A 19,468-nucleotide genomic window follows, 5' to 3' on the forward strand; every position below is an offset into this window, starting at 1 on the left:
GTTGTCGCGACGTCGAGTGCGGTAAGAACGAAAGGCACGGACCATGACGGTTGATTATGACGCCCCTCGCCGGACCCAGGCCGAGCCTGAGGAAGAGTCGCTGGAAGACCTGGCGGGGCGGCGCAAGGATACGGCGACGGCCGTTATCGATGTGGACGAGGCTGAGGCGGCGGACTCCTTCGAGTTGCCGGGCGCAGACCTGTCCGACGAGGAGCTCACTGTTCGGGTGATTCCCAAGCAGGCTGACGAGTTCACCTGCACCAGCTGCTTTCTGGTGCACCACCGAAGCCGGCTTGCCGATGCTTCGAGCATGACCTGCACCGACTGCGCCTGACGGCGGGCTGATCCGACCGCTGTGGTCGGATCAGCCAGTGCAGGAAACCGAGTCGTGCCGGTGATTCCGTGCGCCGCAATTCAGCTGCGCGACAACAACTCTGAACTCGTATCCGCTGCCGCCCACCCCTGAGGGGCGTGCCGCTCGCCGACACATAGTCGACGCGACCAGCACACCCCCGGGGGCTTAGGCGATGACGCGGACGAGGTAGGGAGTCATATCCTTGGCGCGCACTGCGGACACCGCCACGACGGTGTCGGTGACCTCGAGCATCTGCTGGTTGCCGAGGAACATCGCCACGCTCTGGGTGCCGTCGGGTCCATAGAAGATCAGGTCACCCGGCAGCGCCTGGTCGGCGGTCACGTGCTGGCCCACCTTGTACATGTCGCCCGACGAACGCGGCAGCTTGGCGCCGACGCCGGCGAAGATGTACTGGATCAGCCCAGAGGAGTCGAATCCGACCACCGCCGCGCTCGGTCCCTTGCCCAGGGTGGGCCCGTTGATGTCGCCGCCGGCCCAGGCATAGGGCACGCCGCGCTGGGCGAGCCCACGCTGGATCACCAGCTGGACGTACTGATCCCGGCTGACCGGTGCGGCGGTCGCCGCCGGGGCCAGCAGGCCGGGAATGGCGAGCAGCATCATCAGGCTGATCGCCAGGGCATACACGCGCTTCTTCATCATGTTCATTTCCACCTTCCGGGCGCCTCTGAGCAAAGCTCCGTCCCGATCACAGAGGTCACTTCTGTAACTTCTACAGCAAATCGCTGACAGCCGTTGACCACGGTTGAGGCCTGAACAGGGCTTTTAGCCAAACCGTGACGTAACAGTGTCCGAAGTGGTGTGCAAAGTTGCCCGATTGGTTGCGATCGCCGACGCGCGCCAGCAACCTTGCCTGACGTCGGCTTACGGACGGCTCACTGCCGCCGGTCACGCACCCGGTACGTCGACGGCCACGACTTGCGCGAATCGTCGCCAGTCAGCGCGATGCCCATGCCGCCCACCTTGACGTTGTAAGCCTCTTTGCCGGCGCCGACTTCGCGGTTGGCGTGCTCCTGCGCCAGGTAGTACAGCTCGTCGATGGCGGCCTCGCTGTAGGCGACGAATGACGTCTCACGAACCACGTCGTCACTCGGGGTCATCTTGTCGGGCAGGATGCGCGACGCCAGCGCCGCCAGTCCCATGAAGGCGAACGGGATGACCCAGTAACAGACGAACGACAACGGGGTCTTGGTGTCGAGGATGGTCGCGTCGCCCTGCACGATCGGCGGGATCGCCGAGGACACCGTCATACCCGCGAAGGCGGCGATCCAGATCCACGTCAGCAGTGCGGTGATCTTTTTGAACAGATCGCTCTTGATCACCTCGTCGGGGCGACCGGCCGAGGCGAACTCCCGCACGAATGGCTTGCCGACCAGTGCGCCCACCAAGGCAATCAGGAAGATCCCCGCGTTGCTCAGGGGCTGCATCCACTGCTCCATGAATGACTGGCTCGTCACGAAGGTCAGGATCGTCAGTACGGAGAACGTTGCGACAGCGCCGATTTCGAAGGTGAGGCCGGGCGCCTTCTTGGTGCGACCGATCACCAGCCCGATGACGGCGATACCGAGGGCGACCAGCACGGCCGTCTCGAACGGGACGTTACCGACCAGAACCCAATAGACGATCCACGGCGCGAAGCCAACCAGAATGCCCACGGTGGGCCAGTCTATGGCGGCGCGTTGGGCGACTGCTCAGCGGCGCCCCGGTGTTCGGCCTGCTGCCAGCGGGTACCCCGAATCGTGAGCACAACGAGCCAGCGCCAATTGGGTGAGTCCGACAGTCCGATCGAGGACGAGTTGGAAGAGGCGTTCAACCGCATGGTTGACGAGGGCAGCCAGCGCCTTCACCGCAGCTGGCGAGAAGTACTGGTCACCGGGTTCTTCGGCGGTACCGAAGTCGCGATCGGCGTACTGGCCTACCTGTCGGTGTTGAACGAAACCCACAATCAGCTGCTGGCCGGCGTGGCCTTCTCGATCGGCTTCCTGGCCCTGCTGCTCGGTCGCAGCGAGTTGTTCACCGAGGGCTTTCTGGTACCGGTTGCCACCGTGGCTGCCAAGCGCGCCAGCCTCGGCCAGCTGGCGAAACTGTGGAGCGGCACGCTGCTTGCCAACCTCGTCGGCGGCTGGTTGATCATGGCGCTGATCATCACGGCATTGCCCAAGCTGAAAGCGCAAACGATCGAGTCGGCAGAGCATTTCGTCACCGCGCCGCTGTCTGTGCAGAGCCTGGCGCTGGCGGTGCTGGGCGGCATGGTGATCACGTTGATGACGCGCATGCAGCATGGCACCGACTCGGTGCCCGGCAAGATCGCGGCCGCCGTGGCGGGTGCGTTCGTGCTTGCCGGCCTTGCGCTGTTCCACTCGATCTTGGATTCGCTGCTGATTTTCGGCGCGCTCGCCACGGGTGAGGCGCCGTTCGGCTATCTCGACTGGCTGGGTTGGTTCTGGTACACGCTGGTCGGCAACATCGCCGGCGGCCTGGTGTTGGTGACGATGCTTCGGCTGGTGCGGAGCAAGGAGCGAATCAAAGACGAGCGCAAGGACGCTGACGATCCAGCCGCGAGTTGATCGCCCACGAGCTTGCGGTTACTCCCCCGCCGCGTTGAGGATCAGCACCGCGACGTGCAATGACGTCCGCGACTCCGCGTCGTCGAGGTCGAGGCCGATGATGCGCGCGAGAGCGTCCAATCGCGAATACAGGGTCGGCCGTGACATGTGCAGCGTCCTGGCCAGCTCGGCCTTGTTGCCGCCGGCGTCCAGGAAGCGCCGCAACAGATCGAACGCCTCGTCGCCGTGTTTGGCGCGGTAGGCAAGCAGTCCGGCCAGTTCCGTCTCGGCGAAGGCCTGCACGCGTGGATCGGTACGGATCAGTGCCAGCAGACCGCGCAGCCGCACATCTGATGCGCGATGAAATGCCTTGTCATGCAACGGCATCGACATCGCAACCTCGGCGACGTGTCCTGCTTCGCGCAGACCGCCCACCGCATCGACCAGCCTGCTGGACTCCGGTCCCACTCCGATCGTGCAGTCGCCGACGCCATCCAGGCGGATGACTGACTCGCGGATCGCCGCGCACACCTCGTCGAGAGTGCTGGTCCGCTGCGGCGCCAACACCAGGTCGACCTGCCCGTCATCGCGGGTGGCCGCCAGGCCGGTATGCCCGGCGGCGCGCACCGTGTGCATGATCGCGTCCAACGTCCGCACCCGCCGCTGAGCGACCGCGACCTGATCGGCGCCGGCACTTTCGCGAACCCGCACCGCCATCGGCACATACGTCAGTGCCGGGCGTAGTCCGAGTGCGTGGGCGCGGGCGGTCGCCTCGGCTTCGTCGGTGATCCGGCCGCGGCGCAGATCGTCGACAAGGCCGCTCTGGGCGCGAAGTTCGAGCGAGCTGCGGTTCTGCTCGACCATCCGGTGCAGGGCCAGGGCCTGGGCGGCCCGCTCCAACGTCATCACCGCCCGCCCGTCGGTAGCGACAAGCGGGGCGATCAACCGGCCCCATTCCTCGCGATACGGGCCGACCGGGCAGGCCGTCCACGTGTGGCCGGCGGTCAGCCGGGAGCGACGCTCCCAATCCGCCAGCAGGACCGGAGTCGAGACGCCCCAACCGTCGAACGCCAGCACCTGTCGGTTGAGGTCCTCCAGCACCACCGCGGTGCCCAGCATCTCCGCCGCGGCGCTGACGATCTGGTCGACGGAGGCGCGGCGCATGCTCAGCGCGGTGAATGCCTCGTGCACCCGCTGCCCGTACGCCACCTCGGCGTACTGGTCGGCGACGATTCTGCGGTGAACCTCTTCGGTGACGTCAATGAAGCGAACCGGTCGGTGCAGGACGATCACCGGCAGCGAGAGCGTCATGCCGATATCGCGAACCGATTCCGGGAGCGCGTCGATGTGAAGGCCGAGCTCGATCACCACGCCGGTGGCGCCGGCGTCGGCCAACCCGGGCAGGTATCCGTCGCGCCGGGCCGGATCGGCCAACGGCTGGCCGGTGGTCAGGACCAGCTCCCCGCCGGTCAGCAGGCCGGACAGGTCGGCCAGATCGCTGACGTGCACCCAGCGCACCGGTTGATCCATCGGCCCGGTGCACACGACCTCCGGCTCACCACCGCGAATCGATGGCAGCTCGAGGATGTCGGCGAGCGTCAGCTGCATTTACACAGTGTATGAGTACAGCGGTCATTGCTTACACTTCGTCGGTCCTGCGCGGCGCCAACCGCCCGCAGAATCGACGTATGACTCTCACCGCGCCCAACACTCGCGTTCGCACCATCGCCCACTGGGCCGGCGGGAAGAACTTCGCCGGCGGCAGCGATCGCACCGCCCCCGTCACCAACCCGGCCACCGGACAGGTCACCGGTCAGGTCGCACTGGCCGACGTCGCCGACGCCCGCGCTGTCATCGATGCCGCGGCCGCGGCGTTCCCGGCGTGGCGCGACACCTCGCTGGCCAAGCGCACGACGGTGCTCTTCGCGTTCCGTGAGCTGCTCAACGCTCGCAAGGAGGAGCTCGCCGCGATCATCACCGCCGAACACGGCAAGGTGCTCTCCGATGCGCTCGGTGAGGTCAGCCGCGGCCAGGAAGTCGTCGAATTCGCTTGCGGCATATCACATCTGCTCAAGGGCGGAATGACCGAGAACGCCTCGACCAACGTCGACGTCGCCTCGATTCGGCAGCCGCTGGGCCCGGTCGCCGTCATCAGCCCGTTCAACTTCCCCGCGATGGTGCCGATGTGGTTCTTCCCCATCGCCATCGCCGCCGGAAACACTGTGGTGCTCAAGCCTTCTGAGAAGGACCCGTCGGCCGCGCTGTGGATCGCGAATCTGTGGGCCGAGGCCGGGCTTCCGGCCGGCGTCTTCAACGTGCTGCAGGGTGACAAGGTCGCCGTCGACGAGCTGCTGACCAACAAGGCCATCAAGGCCGTCAGCTTCGTCGGCTCGACCCCGATCGCGCAGTACGTCTACTCCACCGGCACCCAGCACGGCAAGCGCGTGCAGGCCCTGGGCGGAGCCAAGAATCACGCGGTGATCCTGCCCGACGCCGACCTGGACCTGGCTGCCGACGCGATGGTCAACGCCGGGTTCGGCTCGGCGGGCGAACGCTGCATGGCGATCTCGGCGGCCGTGGCGGTCGGCCCGATCGCCGATGAGCTGGTCGCCAAGATCGCCGCGCGCACAACGTCGCTGAAGATCGGTGACGGCACCCGCAACACCGACATGGGCCCGCTGGTCACCAAGGCCCACCGGGACAAGGTGGCCTCCTACATCGATGCCGGTGAAGCCGACGGCGCCACCATCGTCGTCGACGGCCGGGAGATCGAAGTTGACGGCGACGGCTCCGGGGGCTTCTGGCTGGGCCCCACCCTGATCGACAACGTCACCCCCGAGATGAGCGTCTACACCGACGAGATCTTCGGCCCGGTGCTCGCGGTGCTGAGGGTGGACACCTACGACGAGGCATTGGCGTTGATCAACTCCAACCCGTACGGCAACGGCACCGCGATCTTCACCAACGACGGTGGCGCCGCCCGGCGTTTCCAGAACGAAGTCGAGGTCGGCATGGTCGGCATCAACGTGCCGATCCCGGTTCCGACCGCCTACTACAGCTTCGGCGGCTGGAAGAGTTCACTGTTCGGTGACACCCATGCGCACGGCACCGAAGGCGTGCACTTCTTCACCCGTGGCAAAGTGGTCACCACGCGGTGGCTCGATCCCTCCCATGGCGGCATCAACCTCGGCTTCCCACAGAACAACTGAGCACAACTGAGCTCGAAAGAGGCACGCATGACGACAACTGCTCCCCACGTCCTCCCCAACGGCCAGGACCTCGACACCGCCCGTGCCGAAGCCGCCAGGGCCTACGAGTTGGATCGTCAGCACGTCTTCCACTCCTGGTCGGCGCAGGCGCAGATCAAGCCAATGACGCTGGTCGCGTCGGAGGGGTCCTACGTCTGGGACGGCGACGGCAACAAGCTGCTCGACTTCTCCTCCCAGCTGGTGTTCACCAATATCGGCCACCAGCATCCGAAGGTCGTCGCCGCGATCGCCGAGCAGGCGGCCAAGCTCTGCACGGTCGCGCCGCAGCACGCCAACGCCGCCCGGTCCGAGGCGGCCCGGCTGATTGCCGAGCGAACCCCCGGTGACCTGAACAGGGTGTTCTTCACCAACGGTGGCGCCGACGCCGTCGAGCACGCGGTCCGGATGGCCCGCCTGCACACCGGCCGCTACAAGGTGCTCTCCCGCTACCGCTCCTATCACGGCGGCACCGACACCGCGATCAACCTCACCGGTGACCCGCGGCGCTACGCCAACGACTACGCCAGTTCCGGCGTGGTGCACTTCAACGGCCCGTTCCTGTACCGGTCGTCGTTCTTCGCCGAGAACGAGCAGCAGGAATCCGAGCGTGCCCTCGACTATCTCGAGCGCCTGATCCAACACGAGGGCCCGGCGACCATCGCCGCGATCATCCTGGAATCGGTGCCGGGCACCGCGGGCATCATGGTGCCCCCGCCCGGGTACATGGCCGGCGTGCGGGAGATCTGTGATCGCCATGGCATCGTGTTCATCGCCGACGAGGTGATGGCCGGGTTCGGCCGGACCGGAAAGTGGTTCGCAATCCAGAACTTTGACGTGGTGCCCGACCTGATCACCTTCGCCAAGGGTGTGACATCCGGGTACGTGCCGCTCGGTGGCGTCGCGATCAACGACGCGATCTATGCGACGTTCGCCGATCGCGCCTACCCCGGTGGGCTGACCTACTCGGGGCACCCGCTGGCCTGCGGCGCCGCGGTGGCGACGATCAACGCCATGGAAGACGAGGGCATGGTGGCCAACGCCGCGCGACTCGGCGAAAAGGTGCTCGGCCCGGGGTTGCAGGAGCTGGCTGCCCGCCACCCGTCGGTGGGCGAGGTCCGCGGACTGGGCGTGTTCTGGGCGCTCGAGCTGGTGGCCAATCAGCAGACCCGCGAACCGCTGGCGCCCTACGGCGGCTCGAGCCCCGCGATGAACGAGGTGCTGGCCGCCTGTAAGTCCGGCGGTCTGCTGCCCTTCGCCAATTTCAACCGGATCCATGCGGTGCCGGCCTGCAACATCAGCGACGACGAGGTGGCCGAGGGCCTGGCGATCCTGGACAAGGCGCTGGACGTCGCCGACTGATACGTGACGGGCTGATTAATACGGGGTCGTGTGCTGGGTCAGGACGAACAGCATCAGCCCCAGGCACAACAGCACGTTGATCGCGATCAGAATCGTGACGACGAGGATGAACCCGCGCACGGCATGTCGTTGTGCGCGGCCACGTTTGGACCGGCGCTTCTCGCTGAGCAGCTGCGTGGCGGTGAGCGCGAAGCTGACGTCGACCAGCTCGTCGTCGGTGGCCGTCCCGCCCATGGCGATCTGCTGCAGACGCTCCGGCGGAATGCCGACCCCGACGCCGGCGAAGTTGCGGCTCATCCGTTTGAGCTGCCGCGGACTGGTCGTTTCAGCGCGAGGAAGCCGAGGATCGGACCAGTCGGTCATAACCTTCGGACTCTAATCCCGGCTACGCCAGAGCGCGCGCGAAATGCCGGGGCCGAGTGCGCCGTTCAGAGTCCGGGCTGATCCTCGATGATGCCCAGCCAGATCTGGGCCACATCCATCGCCACCTTCTCGCTGATGAACGCGTGCTGGGTGCCGGTGTAGATGTCGCGGAACCCGCGCTCCAGGCGGCTGCCCTCCCGGATCGACGTGGTGCCGGCGGCCAGATGCGCCCACTCGGCGGCCTGGCGCGACACGTCGGTCGCGTACACCGCGGCCACGCGCATGTCGGCACGCAGTGCCGGGGTGAGGTCATCTCCGCCGGCCACGGCAGCCTCGGCGGTGCCGAACGCATCCAGCACCAGCAGCCGCGCCGCACGCCACGCGGCGACGTGATGGGCCAGATCCTTCTGGAAGGTCGGCCGGCTGGCCAGTGAGGCCATGTCGCTCATCCGGAACTTGGTGGCGGCCAGCTCCTCGACATCGTCGAGCATGCTCTTGGCGATCCCGAGCGCCCACGATGCATGACCGGCCGCCGTCACCGGCATCAGCCCCATCCGGGTAGCCGGCGAGCTGCCCCGGTACGGGACCCGCGAGAACAGCGGGAACGTCCGGCTGGCGGGCACGAACACGTCGTCGACGCCGTAGTCGTAGGAGCCAGTTCCCTTGAGTCCCTGGACGTGCCAACCGTCCTTGAAGTCGACGTAGGCACGCGGGATCACCGCCACCAGCATCTCGGGCATGCCTTCGGCCGCCCAGCGCATCTCACCGTCGTCCATCGGGAAGAACCCGGCGCAGACGTACTCGGAGTGACCGGTGCCCGACCCGAAACTCCACGAGCCGGTCACCCGGTAGCCGCCGTCGACCGCGGCACCCTGGCCGTTGGGAAAGAACTGCCCGCCCAGCGTGACGCGGTTGTCGTTGGCAGTGAACACCTCCGCGAAACCCTCGTCGGGCAGATAAGCCGCGGCGGCGAACGACGACGGCAGATTGGCGATCCCGATCCACCCGAAGGACCCGTCCTGCCACGCCATCTCGATCCAGGTTTCGATCATCTCGGTGAACGACGGCTCCACGCCGCCCGCCGCGACCGGGTTGAACGACTGCATCAGCCCGCTGGCCCACATCTCTTCGACGACCGCAGGGGCGATGGTGCGCAGCCGCTCGGACTCACCGGCCTGCGCCGCCACCAGCTCGCGCATACCGCGCGCCAATCCGACGAGCTGATCCCCCGATTGCACTGTCGACGTCAATGTCTTTTCCGATCTTGCGGCGGTACGCGGCAGTGAACAACTCCGTAGTGAACACTTTCGAAAGAATGTATAGCCCCGGCTGGGTCGGCGACGACCGTTTACCAAACGACCGCGTTTGCTCGGCGCGCGGCGCACACGTTGATGCGCGATAGTTCACGGGAGCGACTCGTGGACCTCGCCTTGCCGAAATGCGGCGGTGCCAGACTTCGGGTCCTCGTACGGACCGAGAAGCGGTCTGGTCTGGGAGCAGGAGAAACGCAATGACGGATGTCGTGAGCAACGCCCCGGGGGACGTCACCGGCGAGGCCGCCCTGCGACCCCACGAGCACAGCCGCACCGGATTATCGGCGGATGCGTTGCGCCGCGCGATCGCCGATCACCTGGTCTATTCGATCGCCCGGCCGCCGAGCGTGCTGACCACTGAGCACTACTACCGCGCGCTGGCTTTGGCTGTTCGTGACCGGATGCAGCAGCGCTGGATGGCCACCACTCAGGATCTCCTGCACGGCCCGGCCAAGGTGACCTGCTACCTGTCCGCGGAATTCCTGATGGGGCCTCAGCTCGGCAACAACCTGCTCAACCTGCGCATCGAGAAGGAGGCCCGCGAAGCGTTGGCCGCCCTTGGCCAAGACCTCGACGTGATCATGGAGTGTGAGGAGGAGCCCGGTCTGGGCAACGGTGGCCTCGGCCGGCTGGCCGCCTGTTACCTGGACTCGCTGGCCACCCTGCAGCGCCCGTCGATCGGCTACGGAATCCGTTACGAATTCGGCATTTTCGACCAGGAGATCCAGGACGGCTGGCAGGTCGAGAAGACCGACAACTGGCTGGTCGCCGGCAACCCGTGGGAGATCGACAAGCCCGACGCGAGCTACCTGGTGAACTGGGGCGGGCGCACCGAACAGTACGAGGATGTGGCAGGCAATCACCGGGTGCGCTGGATCCCGCGGCGGGTGATCAAGGGCGTCTCCTACGACACCCCGATCCAGGGCTACGGCGTGAACACCTGCAACACGCTGACCCTGTGGAGTGCCCGGTCGATGTCCTCGTTCGCGCTGGACGCGTTCAATACCGGGGATTTCTACAAGGCGGTCGAGGACGAGGTGCTCTCGGAGAAGATCTCAAAGGTCCTCTACCCCAACGACGAACCCGAGGCCGGTAAGCGCCTGCGGCTGCAGCAGCAGTATTTCTTCGTCAGCTCGTCGCTGCAGGACATCCTGCGGATCCACCTCGAGCGGGCCCGGCTGCCGCTGACAGCACTGCCGGACAAGTGGGCGATCCAGCTCAACGACACCCACCCGTCGATCGCGGTGGCCGAACTGATGCGGCTGCTCCTCGACGAATACCACATGGCGTGGGACGAGGCCTGGGAGATCACCGTCGCGACCTTCGCCTATACCAACCACACGCTGCTGCCCGAGGCGCTCGAGACCTGGCCGCTGGGGATCTTCGGTGAATCCCTGCCCAGGCACCTGGAGATCATCTACGAGATCAACGACCGGTTCCTCGACGAGGTCGCGGCCACGTTCCCCGGCGACGAGGACCGGGCCAGGCGGATGTCGCTGATCGGTGAAGACGGCGGCAAGAGTGTGCGGATGGCGCACCTGGCCACCGTGGGCAGCCACGCCGTCAACGGTGTCGCTGCTCTGCACTCAGAATTGCTGAAAGCCAGTGTGCTGAAAGACTTTTACGAGATGTGGCCGGAGCGGTTCGGCAACGTGACCAACGGCGTCACCCCGCGTCGGTTCCTGGGTCTGTCCAATCCGGGGCTGCGCACCCTGCTCGACGAGACCGTCGGCGAAGGGTGGTTGTCCGACCTGGAACAGTTGCGCGGCCTCGAGTCCTACGTTGACGATCCGGCGTTCCGGGAGCGTTGGCGAGATATGAAGCGCGCCAACAAGAGTCGCCTTGCCGAATATGTGCATTCCGCGACCGGCATCGAGCTCGACCCGACGTGGATGTTCGACGTCCAGGTCAAGCGGATCCACGAATACAAGCGCCAGCACCTCAACGTGCTGCACATCATCACGCTCTACAACCGGCTCAAGCGCAATCCGGGATTCGGGATCGCGCCACGTGCGTTCATCTTCGGTGGCAAGGCCGCGCCGGGCTACTTCATCGCCAAACGAATGATCAGGCTGATCACCGCCATCGGCGCCACCATCAACAACGATCCCGACGTGAACCGCTACATGCGGGTGGTGTTCCTGCCGAACTTCAACGTCAAGAACGCCCACCTGATCTATCCGGCGGCCAACCTGTCCGAACAGATCTCCACCGCGGGCAAGGAAGCCTCGGGCACCGGGAACATGAAGTTCATGATCAACGGGGCGTTGACCATCGGGACACTGGATGGCGCCAACGTCGAGATCCGCGAAGAGGCCGGCCCCGAGAACTTCTTCCTCTTCGGCCTCCCCGTCGACGAGGTGGAACAGCTGAAGGCCGACGGATACCGGCCCACCAGCTTCGTCGAGCGCGACCCCGAGCTGGCCGAGGTGCTCGAACTGATCGTGCAGGGCACGTTCACCCACGGCGACACCGAGGTGCTGCGACCACTGGTCGATAACCTGCTGCACCACGACCCGTTCCTGGTGCTTGCCGACTATCGCTCCTACGTGGATTGCCAGGCCAGGGTCAGTGCCGCCTGGGAGGATTCCGACGCCTGGTCGCGGATGTCGATCCTCAACGCGGCGCGCAGCGGCAAGTTCTCCTCCGACCGCGCGATCGCCGAGTACTGCGATGAGATCTGGCACGTCGGCGCGATGCCGGTCAAGCTGTAGCTCCGGACGGACGGGTGCCGGGCGCAAGGTCCTAGTCTGGGGAGATGATCCCCGCCGGCCGCATCACCTCGATTTGGCGCTATCCGGTCAAGTCGATGCTGGGAGAGCAGCTCGCCGAAGCCCAGATCGGCGAGCTCGGTCTGCATGCCGATCGCACCTGGGCCGTGCGTGACGTCGAACTCGACGCGACGACCAGCGCCAAACGGCTGCCCAGTTTGCTCTGGCTGACGGCCCGCTACGCACAGACCCCGCCGCCGGACGCCGGGCCGGGCCACGCGCCAGACGTCGTCATCACCTTCCCCGACGGCACCGAGGCCACGAGCTCCGATCCCGGTGTGCACCAAGCGCTGTCGCGCTACCTGGATCGCGAGGTGGAACTGCACCCGCTGCCGCCGATCGATCGTCGCGACCAATACCGCGGACCGATGGCCACGAAAACCGACCTGCGCACGATCTTCGGCCTCGAGGACGGCGAACCGCTGCCCGACCTGTCGATGTTCCCGGTCCGAAAGCTCGCCGAGATCAGCCGCTACGCCACACCGGTCGGCAGTTACGTCGACGCCTACCCCGTCCACATCATCACCGAGCAGAGCTTGGCCACCATGGCCGGGCTGGCACCGGATTCCGATTTCGACCTCCGGCGATTCCGGCCGACGATCGTGGTGGACTCCCCCGGTACCTCGCCTCATCCGGAGTGGGACTGGTGTGGTGGCATGTTGGCTGCCCCGCACGCCGAACTGCAGCCGCTGATCCCCACGATCCGCTGCGTGATGCCGTCCCACGAACAGCCCGAACTCAAGCGGGACAAAGAGATCACCCGCATCATCGCCGCCCATTCGCGGCGCTGCCTCGGTGTCTACGGCAACATCACCCGAGCTGGCCGCATCGCGGAAGGTGATGCGCTGCAACTGGATCCGCCGAATCGCTCGGCGATCGGCGCCACCGCCGGGTCGGGTGCGACGAAAGTGAAACGAGCCGTCATGCGGGCGGTGTCCGCCGCCATGCCAACCGGGAAAAGGAGCTGACCATGCGTCACGCCGTGGGTGTAGTGGGTGTGCTCGTCGCGCTCTTCGGATCGCTGTGGGCGCTGCAGGGATTCGGTGTGGTTCAGGGCAGCCCGATGAGCAATACCACGACCTGGTCGGTCATCGGACCGATCGCCGCACTGATCGGTGTCGGCCTGGCCGTCTGGGCCTGGCGCCCCCGACGTTAAGCCGCGTTTCTACAGAAGTTGTTGCGCGACACTCAGACGCCGGCGCCACCACGTGATCCGCTCGGCGTCGTCGAGCGAGAACTCCGCGATGCGCGCGGCATCGGGCGCCGGCGCCGTCGGAGCCACCGGCAGATAACCCTCGACCGGAGTCAGCGCCCGGCCCGGCGAGACCATGTCGCCGGCCAACACCGCGGCGGTGCCCAGCCCGCAGGCGAACGGAACCTCAGGCAGCGCACCGGCCAGCGCCAGTCCCCCGGCGAGCCCGATGCTGGTCTCCGACGCCCCGGATGCCGCCGAGACCACGCACGGCAGATCGCAGCGTTCGGCGAACCGCAAAGCCCGCCGCACACCTCCGAGCGGCCCGACGCTCAGGACCGCGATGTCGGCGACCTCTGACAACGCCGGTCCGGTATTGCCGAGGGCGGCCACGTCGACCGCCACCCGCACGTCGACGCGGCCGCGCACCGCCGCCAGCTCCGCGGTCGTCGCGCATGGCTGTTGGACGAACTCCAACCCGCCGGCAGCTGCGTCCAGAACCGGAATCGTCGCGACGGCGGTGTCGACATCCCAGGCTTGCTCGACCAGGCAGCGGATCGCGCCGTCGGGCCCCAGCGCGTCGCGTACCGCCCCGAGTCGAGCCACATCCTCGGGCTGCCCGGTGACGTGAACATCGGCCGCAAGGCAGCCGCTGCCCGCGACGATGGCTGCGGCCTCCTGCGGGTCGACGGCGGGCACCACCACCGCTACCGCGACTCGGCCGCGCACGGGGTCGGGCCAGCCGACGGTGCCGCCCTCGATCGCCGAGGTCAGCCAGCGAGCGGCCGCCAGATCATCGCTCGTGCGGGGCGGGCAAAACTCGCCCCACCCCTGCGGTCCCTCGATCAGCATTCCCTCGCAGGCGGTGAAGCCGCGGTAGGAGTCGCGAACCGGGATGGCGAAGGCTCGTGCGCCCTCGAAATCGATCAGTGCTTTCACTGGATTAGCGGGCGGACCCCGCCGGCGACCAGTAGGCCAGCATCTCCGCGAACGTCTCGAAGGCCGGGCGGGACATGCCGTAGGTCGCCTCGAAGTGGATGCTCAACGGGAACCCGAGATCGGCCACACCGTCGACGACCCGCTTGTACAGATCGACCAGCAGGCGGCGCTTGACGTCGGGTTCGTTGCCCGCCAGCGTGCGCACGAAATCCTGCTCGGCCGCGACGGCCGCGTTGCCCGGGTCCTGGATCAGCCAGTTGATCAGCCCGACCCGGCTCTCGACCTTCGGCACGAAGCCGAACGACAGCAGGATCTCCGGCCGGAATTCGGTGGTCGCGGCGAACTCGGTCAGGAAGCCGACAATCGCGTCGGAGTAGAGCAGCTGGGTCATGCCGTAGGTGGCGCCGCGGCCGCATTTGAAACCGAACCGGCCGGCTTCGCCCTCCCTGGTCGGGATCAGGATCGCCCCTCTGTTGGGCACGACGTCGCGATAAATCGTCAGCGCGTCGGTCGGTGCGACGCCGGCACCCTCGCCGTCGTTCATGGTGCGCGGGACGCCGACGAAGGCGATGCCTTCCATGCCCGCGTCGAGCAGTTCGGTCAACCGTCCGCCCAGCGTCTCTTCATTCAGGAACGCGGTGACTTGGGTGCACAGGCCGCGCACCCCGGGTAGTTCCGGCGTGATGCGCGTCCAGTAGTCGAGCACGTCGAGCTTGGGCTTCATCTCGATCGGCCGGTCGTCGTCCTCTTCGATCATCCCGGGGATCATCACGTGGCCGATGCGGCCCTCCAGGCCGGTCTCCGCGGAGAACTGCACGACCTTGCGCGCCTCCTCCAGAACCTCGTCCGGAGTGCGATCGGTATTGGGCGGCACGAGTTCGAGCGCGACAGTGTTGAGGGGCACGAAACTGCTCCTGACAAGACGACTGGGTCCCCGGGGTGCGAGCCGGGATGGCCGCCGGACGCGATCCGCCGATCACCCTACAGAAAGCCCGGTCGTGGCCCCACGTCGCGCCGAGGGCGCGATCTGCAAAGCGCGTTGCGCAAACCCGTGAGAGGGTAGCTTTCGGTGTGGTATCGCCGTTGTGGCGAGGCCATGGTCGAGGGGTCAGCAATGAGGGGTCGGAATCGAATCCGTGGGATCTGCGCGGTGGCGTTGACCGCCGTCGGCATTGTCATGTTCACCGCGTGTGGCGCCAAGGGCGCCGAGCCTGCCTCCACGACGAGCCCCTCCGTGTCGCCGACGAGCAAGAACACGCTGCCCGGCCCGAACAACTTCAGTCCATCCCCGATTGCGCCGCTGAACCCCACCGCGAGCCCAGGCAGCCAGGTCGCGCCACGCCCTTGAGCAGGCGCTTCCGGCCCACTCTTGACTGATTCCAGAAAAGGGACGACTATCTCATCGTGACCTCCACGTCGGATCTTGCCGACCAGCTGCGGACAGCGCAGCTGCGGGTCACCCGCCCCCGCGTCGCGGTGCTCGAGGCCGTGCATTCCCACCCGCACGCCGACACCGACACGATCTTTTCCGCGGTGCGCGCCGGCCTGCCCGACGTGTCGCGCCAGGCGGTCTACGACGTCCTGCATGCATTGACCGCCGCCGGGTTGGTGCGCCGTATCCAGCCCTCTGGCTCGGTCGCCCGCTACGAATCGCGCGTCGGTGACAACCACCACCACGTGGTCTGCCGATCGTGCGGTGTCATCGGCGACGTCGACTGTGCCGTCGGCGACGCACCGTGTTTGACGCCGTCTGATTACAACGGTTTCGTCCTCGACGAAGCCGAGGTCGTCTATTGGGGCCTGTGCCCTGACTGCACATCGAAGGAACCTTCCTGATCACACACGTGATCACAGCCCAATCACCCAAATGAAATATGGAATGGAAAGGGACAAAGTGTCCGAGAGCGAAAATCCGGTCATCGACGCGCCGCAGCCGAAAGCCCATGGGCCGCGGACCAATCAGGACTGGTGGCCGGATCAGGTCGACGTCTCCAAGCTGCACCCGCACTCCCCGTACTCCAACCCGCTCGGCGACGATTTCGATTACGCCAAGGAGTTCGCCAAGCTCGATCCCGAGGCGGTGAAGGCCGACGTTCTCTCGGTGATCACCACCTCTCAGGACTGGTGGCCCGCCGACTACGGCAGCTACGCCGGCCTGTTCATCCGGTTGAGCTGGCACGCCGCAGGCACCTACCGCATCTTCGACGGTCGCGGTGGCGCCGGGCAGGGCTTGCAGCGCTTCGCCCCGCTGAACAGCTGGCCGGACAACGCCAACCTGGACAAGGCTCGCCGCCTGCTGTGGCCGGTCAAGAAGAAGTACGGCAACAAGCTCTCGTGGGCCGACCTGCTGGTGCTGGCCGGGAACGTCGCGCTGGAGTCCGCAGGCTTCCAGACGTTCGGCTTCGCCTTCGGGCGTCCCGACGTGTGGGAGCCCGAAGAGGTGCTGTTCGGCGAAGAAGACGAGTGGATGGGCACCGACAAGCGCTACTCCGGTGAGCGCGAGCTGGCCGACCCGTACGGCGCCACCACCATGGGCCTGATCTACGTCAATCCGGAAGGGCCCGAAGCCAATCCGGATCCGCTGAAGGCCGCCATCGACATCAAGGAAACCTTCGGCCGGATGGCGATGGACGTCGAGGAGACCGCTGCGCTGATCGTCGGCGGCCACACCCTTGGCAAGACCCACGGTGCCGGCGACGCCGCCCACCTGGTGGGCCCGGAGCCTGAAGGCGCCTCGATCGAGTCGCAGGGCCTTGGCTGGCAGTGCCCGTTTGCGGGCGGCAAGAGCGGCAGCACCGTCACCAGTGGTCTCGAGGTCGTGTGGACGGACAAGCCCACCGAGTGGAGCAACCGCTTTCTCGAGATCCTGTACGGCTACGAGTGGGAACTGGTCAAGAGCCCGGCCGACGCGTGGCAGTTCCAGGCCAAGGATGCCGAAGCGATCATCCCCGATCCGTTCGGCGGCCCGAACCGCAAGCCCACGATGCTGGTCACCGACGTCTCGATGCGGGTCGATCCGGAGTTCGGCGCGATCACCCGCCGCTGGCTGGATCATCCCGAGGAGCTCAACGACGCGTTCGCCAGGGCCTGGTACAAGCTGCTGCACCGCGACCTCGGTCCGATCAGCCGCTACCTCGGTCCGTGGGTTGCCGAGCCGCAGCTGTGGCAGGACCCGGTTCCTGCCGCCACCGGTGGGCTGATCGACGACGCCGACGCCGCCAAGATCAAGAGTGCGGTGCTGGCTGCGGGCCTTTCGGTGCCGCAGTTGGTGAAGGCGGCGTGGGCCTCGGCGTCCAGCTACCGCACCACCGACAAGCGCGGTGGCGCCAACGGTGCGCGGGTTCGCCTTGAGCCGCAGAAGAACTGGGAGGCCAACGAGCCGTCCGAGCTCGCCAAGGTGCTGCCGGCGCTGGAGAAGGTCCAGGCTGACTTCAACGCCGCAGGCGGCAACCAGGTTTCGCTGGCCGATGTCATCGTGCTTGCGGGCAACGCCGCGATCGAGAAGGCCGCCAAGGACGGCGGCGTCGAGGTCACGGTGCCCTTCACCCCGGGCCGCGGCGATGCCTCGCAGGAGGAAACCGATGTGGAGTCGTTCGCGGTTCTCGAACCGCGGGCCGACGGTTTCCGCAACTACGCGCGGGCCGGCGAGAAGCGTCCACTGGAGCAGCTCCTGATCGACAAGGCGACCCTCCTCGGTGTCACCGGCCCCGAGCTGACCGTGCTCATCGGTGGCCTGCGGGTGCTTGGCGCCAACCATGGCGGCACCAAGCACGGGGTGTTCACCGACAAGGTGGGCGTGCTGTCGACCGATTTCTTCAACAACCTGCTCGACATGGGCACGGTGTGGAAGGCGTCGGAGACCTCCGAGAACGTCTACGAGGGCACTGACCGCGCGACGGGTGCTGCCAAGTGGACGGCGACCGCCGCCGATCTGGTGTTCGGCTCGAACTCGATCCTGCGTGCGGTGGCCGAGGTCTACGCCCAGGACGACAACAAGGAGAGGTTCGTCAAGGACTTCGCCAAGGCCTGGGCCAAGGTGGCCAACGCCGACCGGTTCGACATCTGATCTGAGCAGTAAGCGAAACCCCGCGGGCATTGCCCGCGGGGTTTCGTTCGTTCTAGCGGCAGCCGCCGGCGCTGACCCAGCGGCCGTTGTAGCCCACGCAACCGCTGACGGGCGGCGGAGGTGGAGGCGGCGGCGGATAGTCCTCGGGCAGCGGCGCGTAATAGGACGGCGGCGGCACATAGGGCGCCATCACGTCGGACAAGTTGGCGCAGCCACTGACGGAGACCCGCCGGCCCGCCGAGGCGCACACGTCGGCGTGCGCCTCACCACTGGGCGCGACGGTCACAAGCGCGGCGGGAACGCCGGCCAGCGCCAGCACCGCCGCCCCGGCAACACCGTAGGTTCGCATCGAATGTCGTTTCATCCGTGGCTCCCTCCCCTGTTTCGGAGCGTGCAGCGGACTATACCCACGCCCACTACGTGACGACCGCGCTTCAGGGGCGGTGCCGGCGCGCGCGGCGCAGCCTGACCACGGCGGTGGCCGCGATCAGGACCGCCAGCGCGACGACCCAGGGCCAGGCGCTGGTGCGATAGACCCAGCCCGCTACGGTGCCCTGGAGCCGGCCGGCCGCGGCGATGATCGGGTCGGCGGGATTGCCGTCAGCACTGAACAACCGGATCTCGTAGAGGCCGTAGTAGCTGACATAGAGACCCACGGCGATCAGCACCACACCGCTGATCCGGCTGACGTAGGGCAGCAGCTGGCGCATCCGATCGACCAGTGCGGTACTGGTCAGGGCGATCCCGACCGCGAGCACGCCGACCACCAACGCCAGGCCCGCGGCATAGGCCGCGTACACGAGTACGCCGCTGGTCACCGAACCGCTGCGCAGAGTGCTGCCGGTGACCGCGAGAAACGGTCCGATGGTGCACGACAGGGAGGCAATGGCGTAACCCACCCCATAGCCGAACATCGAACCCAGCCGCGCCGTCGGAGCCCACCGCCCGGTGGACCCGACCGGATTCCAGGTCAGTTCGCGGCCGGCCAACAGCCAAATGCCAAGGGCGACAAGGCCGATACCGATGACGATGGTGGCATAGGGCAGGTAGCGCTGCACGACGCTGGCGACCGGCACCGTCAACAGTCCGAACACGCCGAACACCGCGAGGAATCCCAGTGCCATCGCGGCGGTGGCCGCCAGGGCGCGACCCACCGCGGCCGTCCGGCTCGGGTCCGCGCCCTCGCCGCGAACGACGAGTGTCAAGTACGCCGGCAGCATGGCGAATCCGCATGGGTTGAGCGCGGCGACCATCCCCGCGGCCAGTGCCAGCCCGGTCAAGTTTGCATCCACGGGTGG

The 19,468-nt window shown here is 66.9% G+C and carries 18 protein-coding genes and 1 pseudogene; 10 read left to right on the forward strand and 9 right to left on the reverse strand.

Annotated elements, in window-relative coordinates:
* The first annotated feature begins 43 nt into the window (after positions 1-43).
* Positions 44-334 (forward strand): DUF4193 domain-containing protein, encoded by a 291-nt coding sequence (locus tag SLQ31_RS15280; protein ID WP_108054403.1) that lies wholly within the window; start codon positions 44-46, stop codon positions 332-334.
* Between the two features lie 192 nt (positions 335-526).
* On the opposite strand, the pseudogene ripD reads toward SLQ31_RS15280, so the two are convergent.
* Both ripD and SLQ31_RS15290 read right to left on the reverse strand, forming a co-directional pair.
* Positions 527-1,012: pseudogene (gene ripD, locus SLQ31_RS15285) on the reverse strand (NlpC/P60 family peptidoglycan-binding protein RipD); the annotation flags it as partial.
* Between the two features lie 236 nt (positions 1,013-1,248).
* Entirely contained in the window at positions 1,249-2,028 is a 780-nt protein-coding gene (locus SLQ31_RS15290; RefSeq protein ID WP_319434012.1) for a hypothetical protein, read from the reverse strand.
* Between the two features lie 84 nt (positions 2,029-2,112).
* Between SLQ31_RS15290 and SLQ31_RS15295 the strand changes: the two genes are divergently transcribed.
* Positions 2,113-2,940, forward strand: coding sequence for a formate/nitrite transporter family protein (locus SLQ31_RS15295; protein ID WP_319434014.1), 828 nt, complete (start codon positions 2,113-2,115; stop codon positions 2,938-2,940).
* An 18-nt stretch (positions 2,941-2,958) separates the two neighbouring features.
* On the opposite strand, the gene SLQ31_RS15300 is transcribed toward SLQ31_RS15295, so the two are convergent.
* Positions 2,959-4,527 (reverse strand): PucR family transcriptional regulator, encoded by a 1,569-nt coding sequence (locus SLQ31_RS15300; RefSeq protein ID WP_319434016.1) that lies wholly within the window; start codon positions 4,525-4,527, stop codon positions 2,959-2,961.
* A gap of 80 nt (positions 4,528-4,607) precedes the next feature.
* Here SLQ31_RS15300 and SLQ31_RS15305 point away from each other — a divergent pair, with 80 nt between their 5' ends.
* Both SLQ31_RS15305 and SLQ31_RS15310 read left to right on the forward strand, forming a co-directional pair.
* Complete coding sequence (locus SLQ31_RS15305) at positions 4,608-6,128, forward strand: CoA-acylating methylmalonate-semialdehyde dehydrogenase (RefSeq protein WP_319434018.1); 1,521 nt, start codon at positions 4,608-4,610, stop codon at positions 6,126-6,128.
* Positions 6,129-6,155: 27 nt separating this feature from the next.
* Positions 6,156-7,526 (forward strand): aspartate aminotransferase family protein, encoded by a 1,371-nt coding sequence (locus SLQ31_RS15310; RefSeq protein WP_319434020.1) that lies wholly within the window; start codon positions 6,156-6,158, stop codon positions 7,524-7,526.
* Positions 7,527-7,541: 15 nt separating this feature from the next.
* On the opposite strand, the gene SLQ31_RS15315 is transcribed toward SLQ31_RS15310, so the two are convergent.
* Together SLQ31_RS15315 and SLQ31_RS15320 are read right to left on the reverse strand one after the other, a co-directional pair.
* Complete coding sequence (locus tag SLQ31_RS15315) at positions 7,542-7,889, reverse strand: hypothetical protein (protein ID WP_319434022.1); 348 nt, start codon at positions 7,887-7,889, stop codon at positions 7,542-7,544.
* A gap of 65 nt (positions 7,890-7,954) precedes the next feature.
* A complete protein-coding gene (locus SLQ31_RS15320) occupies positions 7,955-9,088 on the reverse strand; it encodes an acyl-CoA dehydrogenase family protein (RefSeq protein WP_413642304.1) in 1,134 nt (377 codons plus the stop codon).
* A 311-nt stretch (positions 9,089-9,399) separates the two neighbouring features.
* Here SLQ31_RS15320 and SLQ31_RS15325 point away from each other — a divergent pair, with 311 nt between their 5' ends.
* From SLQ31_RS15325 to SLQ31_RS15335, 3 genes are read left to right on the forward strand one after another with little or no spacing between them, the layout of a single operon-like run.
* The gene (locus tag SLQ31_RS15325) at positions 9,400-11,916 is read left to right on the forward strand and encodes a glycogen/starch/alpha-glucan phosphorylase (protein WP_319434026.1); all 2,517 of its coding nucleotides are present in this window, start codon (positions 9,400-9,402) and stop codon (positions 11,914-11,916) included.
* Between the two features lie 44 nt (positions 11,917-11,960).
* The gene (locus SLQ31_RS15330; protein WP_319434028.1) at positions 11,961-12,941 is read left to right on the forward strand and encodes an MOSC domain-containing protein; all 981 of its coding nucleotides are present in this window, start codon (positions 11,961-11,963) and stop codon (positions 12,939-12,941) included.
* Positions 12,942-12,943: 2 nt separating this feature from the next.
* Entirely contained in the window at positions 12,944-13,129 is a 186-nt protein-coding gene (locus SLQ31_RS15335; protein ID WP_319434030.1) for a hypothetical protein, read from the forward strand.
* 9 nt (positions 13,130-13,138) lie between these two features.
* Here the strand turns inward: SLQ31_RS15335 and SLQ31_RS15340 are convergent, their stop codons facing one another.
* Positions 13,139-14,104, reverse strand: coding sequence for an enolase C-terminal domain-like protein (locus SLQ31_RS15340; RefSeq protein ID WP_319434032.1), 966 nt, complete (start codon positions 14,102-14,104; stop codon positions 13,139-13,141).
* A gap of 4 nt (positions 14,105-14,108) precedes the next feature.
* A complete protein-coding gene (locus SLQ31_RS15345; protein WP_319434034.1) occupies positions 14,109-15,008 on the reverse strand; it encodes a mycobacterial-type methylenetetrahydrofolate reductase in 900 nt (299 codons plus the stop codon).
* Positions 15,009-15,218: 210 nt separating this feature from the next.
* Here SLQ31_RS15345 and SLQ31_RS15350 point away from each other — a divergent pair, with 210 nt between their 5' ends.
* From SLQ31_RS15350 to katG, 3 genes are read left to right on the forward strand one after another with little or no spacing between them, the layout of a single operon-like run.
* The gene (locus tag SLQ31_RS15350; RefSeq protein ID WP_319434036.1) at positions 15,219-15,452 is read left to right on the forward strand and encodes a hypothetical protein; all 234 of its coding nucleotides are present in this window, start codon (positions 15,219-15,221) and stop codon (positions 15,450-15,452) included.
* Positions 15,453-15,508: 56 nt separating this feature from the next.
* Positions 15,509-15,940, forward strand: coding sequence for a Fur family transcriptional regulator (locus SLQ31_RS15355; protein WP_319434038.1), 432 nt, complete (start codon positions 15,509-15,511; stop codon positions 15,938-15,940).
* 31 nt (positions 15,941-15,971) lie between these two features.
* Entirely contained in the window at positions 15,972-18,170 is a 2,199-nt protein-coding gene (gene katG, locus SLQ31_RS15360; RefSeq protein WP_319434040.1) for a catalase/peroxidase HPI, read from the forward strand.
* Positions 18,171-18,222: 52 nt separating this feature from the next.
* Here katG and SLQ31_RS15365 read toward each other — a convergent pair whose 3' ends face one another.
* Together SLQ31_RS15365 and SLQ31_RS15370 are read right to left on the reverse strand one after the other, a co-directional pair.
* A complete protein-coding gene (locus tag SLQ31_RS15365; RefSeq protein ID WP_319434042.1) occupies positions 18,223-18,534 on the reverse strand; it encodes a hypothetical protein in 312 nt (103 codons plus the stop codon).
* Positions 18,535-18,604: 70 nt separating this feature from the next.
* Positions 18,605-19,462, reverse strand: coding sequence for a cytochrome c biogenesis CcdA family protein (locus SLQ31_RS15370; RefSeq protein WP_319434044.1), 858 nt, complete (start codon positions 19,460-19,462; stop codon positions 18,605-18,607).
* Positions 19,463-19,468 lie beyond the last annotated feature (6 nt).

The sequence above is a fragment of the Mycobacterium sp. RTGN5 genome, from assembly GCF_033804465.1.
In the GTDB taxonomy this organism is placed as follows: Bacteria; Actinomycetota; Actinomycetes; order Mycobacteriales; family Mycobacteriaceae; genus Mycobacterium.